Genomic DNA, 12202 nt, shown 5'->3' with positions numbered 1-12202 from the left:
GAATAAAAACGTGAATACACAACAATTGGCGAAACTGCGTACCTTCGTGCCTGAGATGCATCGTGTCCGGCACATTCACTTTGTTGGCATCGGTGGTGCCGGCATGGGTGGTATCGCCGAAGTGTTGGCCAATGAAGGCTATCAGATCAGCGGTTCTGATTTAGCACCGAATGCGGTGACTCAGCAACTGACTGCACTGGGCGCGACGATTTATTTTAATCACCGCCCTGAGAACGTGCTGGATGCCAGCGTGGTGGTGGTTTCCACGGCGATTTCATCCGATAACCCGGAAATCGTTGCGGCGCGCGAAGCCCGTATTCCGGTGATCCGCCGTGCGGAAATGCTTGCAGAACTGATGCGTTTTCGTCACGGCATCGCCGTGGCAGGTACGCACGGTAAAACAACGACCACGGCAATGGTAACCAGTATTTATGCCGAGGCCGGGCTGGATCCGACCTTTGTCAACGGCGGACTGGTGAAAGCCGCAGGCACGCATGCGCGTCTGGGTTCAAGCCGTTTTCTGATTGCTGAAGCAGATGAAAGCGATGCGTCTTTCCTGCATCTGCAACCGATGGTTGCTATCGTGACCAATATCGAAGCAGATCATATGGATACGTATCAGGGTGACTTTGAAATCCTGAAACAAACCTTCATCAATTTCCTGCATAACCTGCCGTTTTACGGACGCGCAGTGATGTGCATTGATGATCCGGTGATCCGTGAGCTGATACCCCGCGTAGGCCGTCATATGACGACGTACGGTTTCAGCGAAGATGCCGATGTGATTATCGAAAACTATCGTCAGGTAGGTGCGCAAGGGCACTTTACGCTGCGCCGCCAGGACTTGCCGCTCATCAGTGTGACGCTGAACGCGCCGGGTCGTCACAATGCCCTGAACGCTGCGGCCGCCGTCGCCGTCGCGACTGACGAAAATATCAGCGACGACGCTATTTTACGTGCACTGGCAGGCTTCCAGGGTACCGGACGCCGTTTCGATTTCCTGGGCGAGTACGCGCTGGAAAATGTGAACGGTAAAACGGGGAGTGCAATGCTGGTCGATGACTACGGTCACCATCCGACAGAAGTCGATGCCACGATCAAAGCGGCACGTGCGGGCTGGGCAAACAAACGTCTGGTGATGATTTTCCAGCCGCACCGTTACACCCGTACCCGCGATTTGTACGATGATTTTGCCAATGTGCTATCACAGGTTGATGTGCTGATTATGCTGGATGTCTATCCGGCCGGAGAAGCGCCAATCCCGGGCGCGGACAGCCGCTCGTTGTGCCGCACTATTCGCGCACGCGGCAAGCTTGATCCGATTTTGGTTTCTGATATTGAGGCGGTGCCGGAAAGTCTGGCGCAAATCCTTGAAGGTGATGATTTAGTTCTGGTTCAGGGTGCCGGTAATGTCGGCAGAGTAGCCCGTAAATTGGCTGATCAAAAGCTGCAACCGGTTAAGAAAGGTGAAGAACATCATGTCTGAGAAAGTAGCGGTATTGTTCGGGGGAACTTCCGCAGAACGCGATGTGTCATTACAGTCAGGCGCCGCGGTACTGGCAGGTTTACGCGAATCTGGTGTTGATGCCCACGGCATCGATACCAAAACCTTTAATGTGGCGCTTCTCAGGGAAGAAGGTTACAGCAAAGTCTTTATCGCACTTCACGGTCGCGGTGGCGAAGACGGGACGATGCAGGGGTTGCTGGAACAAATCGGTTTGCCTTATACCGGCAGCGGTGTAATGGCGTCAGCGCTTACCATGGATAAGTTCCGCACCAAACTGGTGTGGCAGGCTTTAGGGCTACCGGTTACGCCGTTTGTCGCATTGCATCGTTCACAAATTGAAGAAGCAGGGCAGGGCGCTCTGGCGGCAAAAATCGCCGAACTGGGTCTGCCGCTGATCGTCAAACCAAGCCGTGAAGGTTCCAGTGTCGGGATGAGCAAAGTGACAACGGAAAAAGAGTTGCTGCCTGCTCTGCAGGAAGGCTTCAGGCATGACGATAACGTACTGATCGAAAAATGGCTGAGCGGCCCGGAATATACCGTGGCTATCGTGGGCGATCAGGTGATGCCATCCATTCGCATCCAGCCTGCCGGTACATTTTATGACTATCAGGCAAAATATTTGTCTGATGAAACACAATATTTTTGCCCGAGCGGGTTAAGCGAAGCGCAGGAGCAGCAGTTGACTGTACTGGCGTTGCAGGCTTATAAGGCGCTCGATTGCAGCGGCTGGGGGCGTGTCGACGTCATGCAGGACGGTGATGGCAACTTCAATTTACTGGAAGCGAATACCTCGCCAGGAATGACGAGTCACAGTCTGGTGCCGATGGCGGCTAAACACGCCGGGCTGAGTTTCCCGCAACTCGTTTTCCGTATTCTGGAACTGGCAGACTGATATGTCGCAAGCCGCCCTGAATACCCGAGAGCGTGAGACGGCTGAGAGCAACGGCCGTCGCAGTAACGGTGGCCAGCTGGCAGGGATCGTGTTTCTGCTGCTGGTGGTAGGAACGATTTTATGGAGTGCGTGGGCCGTTGTCGGCTGGATGCAGGATGCAAACCGATTGCCGTTATCCCAGTTAGTCGTCACCGGCGAGCGGCATTACACGACCAATGATGATATTCGTCAGGCGATTCTGTCCTTAGGGGCACCGGGAACGTTCATGACGCAGGATGTAAACGTCATTCAGCAGCAGATTGAGCGTTTACCCTGGATAAAACAGGTCAGCGTACGTAAGCAATGGCCGAATGAACTCAAGATACACCTCGTGGAGTATGTGCCGGTCGCACACTGGAATGATCTGCATATGGTTGATGCCGATGGCAAATCTTTCAGCATACCCGCTGAGCGTGTGGTCAAACAAAAAATGCCGTTGCTTTACGGTCCGGAAGGCAGCGAACAGGATGTTTTGCAGGGCTTTCAAACGATGAGTCAGGCGCTGGCCGCCGGTAAGTTCACGTTGAAAGCGGTAGCAATGAGTGCGCGTCACTCGTGGCAGTTAACTCTGGATAATGACGTCCGGCTGGAATTGGGGAGAGATGACCGGATGGGGCGTTTACAACGTTTTATCGAGCTTTACCCGCGATTCCAGCAACAGGCACAAGCCGATAAAAAACGCATCACTTATGTCGATTTACGTTATGACAGCGGTGCGTCGGTGGGTTGGGCTCCAGAGTTTATTGACCAGCAAAACAGTAATCAGCAACAGAATCAGGCACAGGCTAAACAACAATGATCAAGTCGACGGACAGAAAACTGGTAGTTGGGCTGGAGATCGGTACGGCAAAAGTAGCCGCATTGGTGGGGGAGGTTCTGCCCGATGGCATGGTCAATATTATCGGTGTGGGCAGTTGCCCGTCCCGGGGCATGGACAAGGGTGGCGTGAATGATCTGGAATCGGTGGTGAAGTGCGTACAGCGCGCCATCGATCAGGCTGAACTGATGGCGGATTGCCAGATTTCCTCTGTTTACCTTGCTTTGTCTGGTAAACATATCAGCTGTCAGAATGAAATAGGGATGGTTCCTATTTCAGAAGAGGAAGTCACGCAGGAAGATGTAGAGAATGTGGTGCATACCGCTAAATCAGTCCGCGTGCGGGATGAGCATCGGGTTCTGCATGTGATCCCTCAGGAATATGCCATTGATTATCAGGAAGGGATTAAAAATCCGGTCGGTCTTTCCGGCGTGCGTATGCAGGCTAAAGTCCACCTGATTACCTGCCATAACGATATGGCAAAGAACATTGTGAAGGCGGTTGAACGCTGTGGCTTAAAAGTTGACCAGCTGATTTTTGCCGGTCTGGCCGCCAGTTATGCGGTACTGACCGAAGATGAGCGTGAATTAGGGGTTTGTGTCGTTGATATTGGTGGTGGAACCATGGATATCGCGGTTTATACCGGCGGCGCACTACGTCATACTAAGGTCATCCCGTATGCAGGGAACGTGGTCACCAGCGACATCGCTTATGCGTTTGGAACGCCGCCGACCGATGCCGAAGCGATCAAAGTTCGCCACGGTTGTGCATTAGGATCGATTGTCGGCAAAGACGAAAATGTCGAAGTGCCGAGCGTCGGTGGACGTCCACCACGCAGTCTGCAGCGTCAGACACTGGCTGAAGTTATCGAGCCTCGTTACACAGAATTGCTGAATTTAGTGAACGACGAAATTTTGCAATTGCAGGAGCAGTTACGTCAGCAAGGCGTAAAACATCATCTGGCCGCTGGCATTGTACTCACAGGCGGTGCAGCACAAATTGATGGTCTGGCAGCTTGTGCGCAGCGGGTATTTCATACCCAGGTGCGCATCGGGCAACCTTTGAACATCACCGGGCTGACAGATTATGCGCAGGAACCTTACTACTCAACGGCTGTAGGGCTGCTGCACTACGGGAAGGAGTCTCACCTGAGCGGTGAGGCCGAAGTGGAAAAACGCGCCTCAGTGGGCAACTGGTTCAAACGAATCAACAGCTGGCTGAGAAAAGAGTTTTAATGTTTTAACAACGGGATCATGCTGTTAAGCTTTTTGATCCCGAAGCGACAGGCACAAAACGGAGAGAAACTATGTTTGAACCTATGGAACTGACCAATGACGCGGTGATTAAAGTCATCGGCGTCGGCGGTGGCGGTGGCAACGCTGTCGAACACATGGTGCGTGAGCGCATCGAAGGTGTTGAATTCTTTGCCGTTAATACAGACGCCCAGGCGTTACGTAAAACGGCAGTAGGACAGACTATTCAGATCGGTAGTGGTATTACCAAAGGTCTGGGTGCTGGTGCGAACCCGGAAGTGGGTCGCAATTCTGCAGAAGAAGATCGTGAAGCCCTGCGCGCTGCGCTTGAAGGTGCTGATATGGTCTTTATCGCAGCGGGCATGGGTGGCGGTACCGGTACCGGTGCAGCGCCTGTGGTGGCTGAAGTAGCAAAAGATTTAGGTATTCTGACCGTTGCTGTGGTGACTAAGCCTTTCAACTTTGAAGGCAAAAAACGCATGGCATTTGCGGAGCAGGGTATCGCTGAATTGTCCAAACATGTGGATTCTCTGATCACTATCCCGAACGACAAGCTGTTAAAAGTTCTGGGTCGCGGTATCTCTCTGCTGGACGCCTTCGGTGCGGCCAACGACGTGCTGAAAGGTGCGGTGCAGGGTATCGCTGAGCTGATCACCCGTCCGGGTTTGATGAACGTCGACTTCGCCGACGTGCGCACCGTCATGTCCGAAATGGGTTATGCCATGATGGGTTCTGGTGTGGCATGCGGTGAAGACCGTGCTGAAGAAGCGGCAGAAATGGCGATCTCCAGCCCGCTGTTGGAAGACATCGACTTGTCCGGCGCGCGCGGCGTTCTGGTCAACATTACTGCTGGCTTCGACCTGCGTCTGGATGAATTCGAAACCGTGGGTAACACCATTCGTGCTTTCGCATCAGATAACGCAACCGTGGTTATCGGTACGTCTCTTGACCCGGAAATGAATGACGAGCTGCGTGTGACCGTGGTTGCAACCGGTATCGGCATGGACAAACGTCCTGAGATCACTTTGGTGACTAACAAGCCAGCCAGCCAGCCCGTGATGGATCATCGTTACCAGCAGCACGGTATGTCTCCGTTGCCGCAGGAAACGAAACCTGCTGCTAAAGTGGTGAATGATCAAAGTGCGCAATCCAATAAAGAGCCCGACTATCTGGACATCCCGGCCTTCCTGCGTAAGCAGGCAGACTAGTCCGAATTGTAGGATCTCCGCTCTTTGTGCTAAACTGTCCCGCCGACCTTAAGGTATGCTTAGGTCGGTTGGATGGATAAACATTGCGAGATAAAAACGATGATCAAACAACGTACATTAAAACGTATCGTTCAGGCGACGGGCGTCGGTTTGCATACCGGCAAGAAAGTCACCCTGACTCTGCGTCCTGCACCGGCAAATACCGGGGTCATCTATCGTCGCACTGACTTGAATCCACCGGTTGATTTCCCGGCAGATGCAAAATCCGTGCGTGATACCATGCTCTGTACTTGCCTGGTTAATGAGCATGACGTACGCATTTCTACGGTAGAACACCTTAATGCGGCATTAGCAGGCCTGGGCATCGATAACATTATTATCGAAGTCGACGCGCCGGAAGTGCCTATTATGGACGGTAGTGCCGCACCTTTCGTCTATCTGTTGATGGATGCAGGGATTGAAGAACTGAACAGCGCGAAGAAATTCTTGCGCATCAAAGATACTGTGCGTGTTGAAGACGGTGATAAGTGGGCTGAGTTCAAACCCTTTAATGGTTTCTCTCTGGACTTCACCATCGACTTCAATCACCCGGCGATTGATTCCAGTTCTCAGCGCTACAAGATGAACTTCTCCGCAGAAGCATTTGTTCGCCAAATCAGCCGGGCACGTACTTTCGGTTTCATGCGTGATATCGAGTACCTGCAGTCACGCGGTTTGTGCCTGGGTGGCAGCTTTGATTGCGCAATTGTTGTAGATGATTACCGTGTGCTTAATGAAGATGGCCTGCGTTTTGAAGATGAATTCGTTCGTCACAAAATGCTGGATGCTATCGGTGACTTGTTCATGTGTGGGCATAACATTATTGGTGCGTTTACCGCCTACAAATCTGGCCACGCCTTGAACAACAAGTTATTGCAAGCGGTACTGGCTAAGCAGGAAGCCTGGGAATTAGTCACGTTCCAGGATGAAGCTGAAATGCCACTGGCTTTTAAAGCACCGTCTACAGTATTGGCGTAATCGGTACTTTTGGTATTACTTATTACGACTGGTTGGTTTGGCACTCTCTCCGGCCAATTCAGCCAGTCGTTCTAAAGCCTTTCTGAGTTTCTCCGGGCTCCGGCTCGCAAGTCCCCTTAATTCCTCTGCACTTTGTGCACTCAAATGCCTGACAGGCATAGATTCTGACGCGTTCGCTTTATTTTTAACCGCAATCTGCGAAGCATTTTCCATTTTCGCCATGAGCGAAGGATTAATCCTGATGTCGATTGATGACAATGATGGTAGAATTTGCGCTCGAAGTGCAGAGAGTAATGCGGGTTGTTCATAGCGTAATCGCATCATCCAGCTGGCATTAGCTATTTCAAGTACTAAAACTCCCTGTCGATAATTACCGACACGACACCAGGGTTGCATGGGTGCCGGTAACAGGCCTTTCACTGCGCGGTTGAGTTTCAATAACGCCGCCGCACGCTGTTGAACAATACGCAGCGGGCTTTGTTCAGTCGAAGAGGCGTCATCGAACAGGATATCTAATAATTGTGGGCGACTATCGCGCATGATGGGCTCCGGCGGATTGTAAACTTGTGATTGGCATTCTAAATCGTTGGCGACAATTTGGCAGAAGGTATTTTTGGCCGCATCTCCTGTTGGGGATGGTCGCGGCAAGCCTTGGCGTGTCCACTAACCTGTCGCAAACGGAACTGCCAGCGGCTCCCAATACATCCTCAAGCCTAAACCGTCTTACTATCGCCAGCACAGGGCTGAGTAATCTTGCGTTACTCCAGGCGAATCGCCGCCCGTCTTTCGGTGTAGATTACTGGCAACAGCATGCATTACGCACGGTCATCCGTCATCTTTCTTTTGCTTTGGCACCGCAGGTCGTTTACACCGTCGCGCAGCCGGAAGCAGAAATGCAGGAAGCTGAACCGCTGCATGTTCAGCAACTCGCGTTGCTGGTGACCCTGAATGCTTTACTGACCCATGAGCCAAAACCTCCGGTTATCATCCGTCAGACGCAGCAACCTTTTCTCCCTCTTGCTTCATCGTATCAAACCGGCCTGTGGTTAGCACAGGTGCAAGGCATTCGTGCCGGTCCGTCCCCTCTGATTTAACAGACTGTAATTCTAAACTCTATTTATAAATCAACAAATTATTGGCTACATTGCGTGGCCTCCAAGAGATATTAAGCACTATGTTAATCAAATTATTGACCAAAGTTTTTGGTAGCCGTAACGACCGTACTTTGCGCCGTATGCGTAAAGTGGTTGACCTGATCAACCGCATGGAACCTGAAATCCAAAAGCTGACCGATGAGCAACTGCAGGCGAAAACCAACGAATTCCGTGAGCGCCTGGCGAAAGGTGAAGTACTGGAAAACCTGATCCCGGAAGCCTTTGCGGTTGTCCGTGAATCCAGTAAACGTGTATTCGGTATGCGTCACTTCGATGTGCAGCTGCTGGGCGGTATGGTGCTGAACGAGCGTTGCATCGCAGAAATGCGTACCGGTGAAGGTAAAACGCTGACCGCAACCCTGCCAGCTTACCTGAACGCATTGAGTGGCAAGGGCGTTCACGTCGTTACCGTCAATGATTATCTGGCACAGCGTGACGCCGAAAATAACCGTCCGCTGTTTGAATTCCTTGGCCTGAGCATCGGCATCAACTTGCCAGGTATGCCTTCTCCGGCGAAGCGTGCTGCTTATGCTGCAGACATCACCTACGGTACAAACAACGAATACGGCTTTGACTATCTGCGCGACAATATGGCATTCAGCCCTGAAGAACGTGTACAACGCAAACTGCACTATGCGCTGGTGGATGAGGTTGACTCCATCCTGATTGATGAAGCACGTACCCCGCTGATTATCTCCGGCCCGGCCGAAGACAGCTCAGAAATGTATACGCGGGTAGATAAACTGATCCCTAAACTGATCCGTCAGGAAAAAGAAGATTCAGATACCTTCCAGGGTGAAGGACATTTTTCTGTTGATGAGAAAGCGCGCCAGGTTCACCTGACCGAGCGTGGCCTGGTCTTGATCGAAGAAATGTTGGTAGATGCAGGCATTATGGATGAAGGCGAATCTCTGTATTCCCCGACTAATATCATGCTGATGCACCACGTCACGGCGGCATTACGCGCGCACGTGCTGTTTACCCGCGATGTTGATTACATCGTGAAAGACGGCGAGGTCATTATCGTCGACGAACATACCGGTCGTACCATGCAAGGCCGTCGCTGGTCAGACGGTCTGCATCAGGCAGTTGAAGCCAAAGAAGGCGTTGAAATTCAAAACGAAAACCAGACGCTGGCATCCATCACCTTCCAGAACTACTTCCGTCTGTATGAAAAACTGGCCGGCATGACCGGTACTGCGGATACCGAAGCGTTCGAATTCAGCTCTATTTATAAACTGGATACCATTGTTGTGCCAACGAACCGCCCTATGGTGCGTAAAGATATGGCCGACCTGGTGTACATGACCGAAATGGAAAAAATTGGCGCGATTATCGAAGATATCCGCCAGTGTACTGCCAAAGGTCAGCCTGTTCTGGTTGGTACTATTTCCATTGAAAAATCAGAAGTTGTTTCCAACGAACTGACCAAGGCGGGCATTGCGCATAGCGTCCTTAACGCCAAATTCCATGCCAAAGAAGCAGACATTGTTGCTCAGGCGGGTCAGCCAGGTGCAGTCACCATCGCCACCAATATGGCCGGTCGTGGTACAGATATCGTGCTGGGCGGCAGCTGGCAGGTTGAAGTCGAAAACCTGGGCGAAGAAGCAACGGATGAGAAAATCGCTGAAATTAAAGCCGCATGGCAGATCCGTCATGACGCCGTTCTGGCTGCAGGTGGTTTACACATTATTGGTACTGAGCGTCATGAATCCCGTCGTATTGATAACCAGTTGCGCGGCCGTGCGGGTCGTCAGGGTGACGCCGGTTCATCCCGTTTCTATCTGTCTATGGAAGATGCCCTGATGCGTATCTTCGCCTCTGACCGCGTGTCAGGCATGATGCGTAAACTGGGTATGAAACCGGGCGAAGCGATTGAACATCCATGGGTCACTAAAGCCATTGCTAACGCTCAGCGTAAAGTTGAAAGCCGTAACTTCGATATTCGTAAGCAATTGCTGGAATACGATGATGTGGCAAGTGATCAGCGTCGTGCGATCTATAGCCAGCGTAACGAATTACTGGACGTGTCTGATGTGAGCGAAACCATCGCCAGCATCCGTGAAGATGTATTCAAAGCCACTATCGACAGTTACATTCCGCCACAATCCCTTGAAGAAATGTGGGATGTAAAAGGTCTGGAAGAGCGCCTTAAGAATGATTTCGAGCTGGAAATGCCGATTTCTGAATGGCTGGATAAAGAGCCGGAACTGCACGAAGAAACCCTGCGCGAACGTATCATGGAGATCGCGAAAGAATCTTACGCCCGTAAAGAAGAAGTGGTTGGCGCTGAAATGATGCGTAACTTCGAGAAAGGCGTGATGTTGCAGACACTGGACTCACTGTGGAAAGAGCACCTGGCGGCGATGGATTACCTGCGTCAGGGTATCCATTTACGCGGCTATGCGCAGAAGGATCCTAAGCAGGAATACAAACGCGAATCCTTCGCGATGTTTGCTGCCATGCTCGAATCCCTGAAATATGAAGTGGTCAGCGTACTAAGCAAAGTCCAGGTGCGTATGCCTGAAGAAGTGGAAGCGATGGAGATTCAGCGCCGTGAAGAAGCTGAGCGTCTGGCTCGTCAGCAGCAGCTTAGCCATCAGGATCAGCAGGAAATCGAAGTGGCTGAGGCAGCGCGACTTGCTTCTTCCGGTGATCGCAAAGTAGGCCGTAACGATCTCTGCCCGTGTGGTTCCGGTAAAAAATACAAACAATGTCATGGCCGCCTGCAAAAGTAACATCTCCGACTAAGTCATCGTGTTAATCTTGAAGGCGGCTTAATTGCCGCCTTTATTTTTGGCTAAATAGTCCTCATAACAACAGTCAATGTAGTCAGCGGATAGGTGGAACTGTGGCGCTTAAACAACTTAATATCGCAGCAGGCATTATCCGGAATGCCAGCAAAGAAATCTTTATCACTCAGCGCGATGCATCATCACATATGGCCGGGTTCTGGGAGTTTCCGGGCGGTAAGATTGAAGCGGGCGAAACACCGGAACAGGCCGTTATTCGCGAGTTACAGGAAGAGGTCGGCATAGATGCTAAATCTCCTGTGTTGCTGAAAACGTTGGAGCACCGGTTTCCGGATCGTATTATTACGCTCTATTTTTTTCTGGTAGAAGACTGGCAGGGCGAGCCGTATGGCAAAGAAGGGCAGCCGAAGCGCTGGGTTGCGCAGGCCGGCTTGAAAGAGGAGGAGTTTCCTCCCGCCAATGAAGGGATTGTTACCGCCCTCAAGAATAATCAGTACTGATTACGCCTGGAATTCAATGGTATACACAATTCGAAAGCGTATAAAAAGGGGCCGGAGCTCCTTTTTATACGCTGTACGGATTAAATCTCTTCTTCACTCCAGTCATCCAGATCATTCACATCCCCCTTACTTGGAATGCGTTTCTCTTCATCGGCCCATTCGCCGAGATCAATGAGCTGACAACGCTTGGAACAAAAAGGGCGGTAAGGGCTTTGTTCACCCCAAACCACGATTTTCTGACAGGTCGGGCAATTTACTTCAATAATTTCAGGGTCCATTTGCAACTCCTAGCAGCAGGCAAGTTCAAAATTCAGTCGCGCGGGAACCACGCCATGTTCACTGTCGAGGGGTAAAAAGCGAATGGCATAACGGGTTTTATGCCCGGATACTTGCGGATAAAGCTGGTTTTCCATCGAGAGCCGTAATCGTAACAGATCTGCGCCTTCCGCGTTGTCCTGGAAAAATCCATTCAAACTGATTTGATTACGAAACGCGCCAGACTGACGGATCAGATCCAGTACCATCATCAGCGAATTATTCAGCGGAGCCAGAGTTTCGAGCCAGTTTTGCACTTCACGATCACGTTGTGACTGTGCCAGATGAAGCCAGATATGCAGTGTCGGCAAATCAAAGCTGCAGCACCCGCCCGGGATACTCAGACGTTGGCGAACCAGCGCGACCAGACGATCCTCCTTCAGGGCTTGACCTATGCGTGGAGCTTTCATTAATACCGATGCGCATTGCTTAAGCTCAGCGCGCAGTCCTTCGATCCTTACTAAATCAACGCCCGGGACATCTTTCCATTGAGACAATTTTTGCTGCTGGCGTTCAAGCTCTTTCAGTAAATCGGTGCGAACTTCACCACGTTCCAGCACATCCAATAAATCTGCAGCGGTGCGAAAAAATAGCAGAGCAGAGGCGATATCAGTGAGTTGTGCGTTGGAATGCATCTGTTGCAATAAAAACTCGATGCGAAGCCAGGTACGCATTTTCTCATTCAGTGGATGTTCAAAGAGAACGGTTGCAGCTACATCAGTCATGCTTGGCAATATCCTGTCTGTT

The 12202-nt window shown here is 51.4% G+C and carries 12 protein-coding genes; 9 read left to right on the top strand and 3 right to left on the bottom strand.

Annotation, left to right across the window (positions count from 1 at the left end; genetic code table 11):
• Nucleotides 1-10: 10 nt before the first annotated feature.
• The 6 genes from murC (at nt 11) to lpxC (ending at nt 6733) form a co-directional block, all read left to right on the top strand.
• Complete coding sequence (gene murC, locus J1781_RS03290; RefSeq protein WP_015690468.1) at nt 11-1486, top strand: UDP-N-acetylmuramate--L-alanine ligase; 1476 nt, start codon at nt 11-13, stop codon at nt 1484-1486.
• Complete coding sequence (locus J1781_RS03285) at nt 1479-2399, top strand: D-alanine--D-alanine ligase (protein ID WP_129953197.1); 921 nt, start codon at nt 1479-1481, stop codon at nt 2397-2399. The genes murC and J1781_RS03285 overlap by 8 nt, the downstream gene beginning before the upstream one ends.
• A gap of 1 nt (nt 2400) precedes the next feature.
• Nucleotides 2401-3237, top strand: coding sequence for a cell division protein FtsQ (gene ftsQ, locus J1781_RS03280; protein WP_129991313.1), 837 nt, complete (start codon nt 2401-2403; stop codon nt 3235-3237).
• Complete coding sequence (gene ftsA, locus J1781_RS03275; RefSeq protein WP_009634688.1) at nt 3234-4490, top strand: cell division protein FtsA; 1257 nt, start codon at nt 3234-3236, stop codon at nt 4488-4490. Before ftsQ ends, ftsA begins: the two co-directional genes overlap by 4 nt.
• A 71-nt stretch (nt 4491-4561) precedes the next feature.
• The gene (ftsZ, locus tag J1781_RS03270; protein ID WP_013577005.1) at nt 4562-5716 is read left to right on the top strand and encodes a cell division protein FtsZ; all 1155 of its coding nucleotides are present in this window, start codon (nt 4562-4564) and stop codon (nt 5714-5716) included.
• Nucleotides 5717-5815: 99 nt separating this feature from the next.
• Nucleotides 5816-6733 (top strand): UDP-3-O-acyl-N-acetylglucosamine deacetylase, encoded by a 918-nt coding sequence (gene lpxC, locus J1781_RS03265; RefSeq protein WP_129953195.1) that lies wholly within the window; start codon nt 5816-5818, stop codon nt 6731-6733.
• Nucleotides 6734-6748: 15 nt separating this feature from the next.
• On the opposite strand, the gene J1781_RS03260 is transcribed toward lpxC, so the two are convergent.
• Nucleotides 6749-7273 carry a DUF721 domain-containing protein gene (locus J1781_RS03260; protein ID WP_129953194.1) on the bottom strand — a complete coding sequence of 175 codons (525 nt, stop codon included), beginning with the start codon at nt 7271-7273 and terminating at the stop codon, nt 6749-6751.
• Between the two features lie 26 nt (nt 7274-7299).
• Between J1781_RS03260 and secM the strand changes: the two genes are divergently transcribed.
• From secM to mutT, 3 genes are all read left to right on the top strand, one after another.
• Nucleotides 7300-7827, top strand: a complete 528-nt coding sequence (gene secM, locus J1781_RS03255) for a secA translation cis-regulator SecM (protein WP_129953193.1) — start codon at nt 7300-7302, stop codon at nt 7825-7827.
• 80 nt (nt 7828-7907) lie between these two features.
• On the top strand, nt 7908-10625 hold the full coding sequence (gene secA / locus J1781_RS03250) for a preprotein translocase subunit SecA (RefSeq protein ID WP_129953192.1): 2718 nt from the start codon (nt 7908-7910) through the stop codon (nt 10623-10625).
• Between the two features lie 113 nt (nt 10626-10738).
• On the top strand, nt 10739-11140 hold the full coding sequence (mutT, locus tag J1781_RS03245) for an 8-oxo-dGTP diphosphatase MutT (RefSeq protein ID WP_129953191.1): 402 nt from the start codon (nt 10739-10741) through the stop codon (nt 11138-11140).
• Between the two features lie 80 nt (nt 11141-11220).
• Here mutT and yacG read toward each other — a convergent pair whose 3' ends face one another.
• Nucleotides 11221-11418 carry a DNA gyrase inhibitor YacG gene (gene yacG, locus J1781_RS03240; RefSeq protein WP_013576999.1) on the bottom strand — a complete coding sequence of 66 codons (198 nt, stop codon included), beginning with the start codon at nt 11416-11418 and terminating at the stop codon, nt 11221-11223.
• 9 nt (nt 11419-11427) lie between these two features.
• Nucleotides 11428-12180: a cell division protein ZapD gene (zapD, locus tag J1781_RS03235; protein ID WP_129953190.1), complete on the bottom strand. Its 753-nt coding sequence runs from the start codon at nt 12178-12180 to the stop codon at nt 11428-11430.
• Nucleotides 12181-12202 lie beyond the last annotated feature (22 nt).

The sequence above is a fragment of the Rahnella perminowiae genome, assembly GCF_019049695.1.
Lineage (GTDB): Bacteria > Pseudomonadota > Gammaproteobacteria > Enterobacterales > Enterobacteriaceae > Rahnella > Rahnella perminowiae.
This window is presented reverse-complemented; position numbering and strand designations above follow the sequence as displayed.

Coding starts and splice junctions, on each gene's coding strand:
- zapD (WP_129953190.1), bottom strand. CDS start 12,180: ATGACTGATGTAGCTGCAACCGTTCTCTTTGAACATCCACTGAATGAG.
- lpxC (WP_129953195.1), top strand. CDS start 5,816: ATGATCAAACAACGTACATTAAAACGTATCGTTCAGGCGACGGGCGTC.
- ftsA (WP_009634688.1), top strand. CDS start 3,234: ATGATCAAGTCGACGGACAGAAAACTGGTAGTTGGGCTGGAGATCGGT.
- secA (WP_129953192.1), top strand. CDS start 7,908: ATGTTAATCAAATTATTGACCAAAGTTTTTGGTAGCCGTAACGACCGT.
- yacG (WP_013576999.1), bottom strand. CDS start 11,418: ATGGACCCTGAAATTATTGAAGTAAATTGCCCGACCTGTCAGAAAATC.
- ftsQ (WP_129991313.1), top strand. CDS start 2,401: ATGTCGCAAGCCGCCCTGAATACCCGAGAGCGTGAGACGGCTGAGAGC.
- ftsZ (WP_013577005.1), top strand. CDS start 4,562: ATGTTTGAACCTATGGAACTGACCAATGACGCGGTGATTAAAGTCATC.
- J1781_RS03260 (WP_129953194.1), bottom strand. CDS start 7,273: ATGCGCGATAGTCGCCCACAATTATTAGATATCCTGTTCGATGACGCC.
- J1781_RS03285 (WP_129953197.1), top strand. CDS start 1,479: ATGTCTGAGAAAGTAGCGGTATTGTTCGGGGGAACTTCCGCAGAACGC.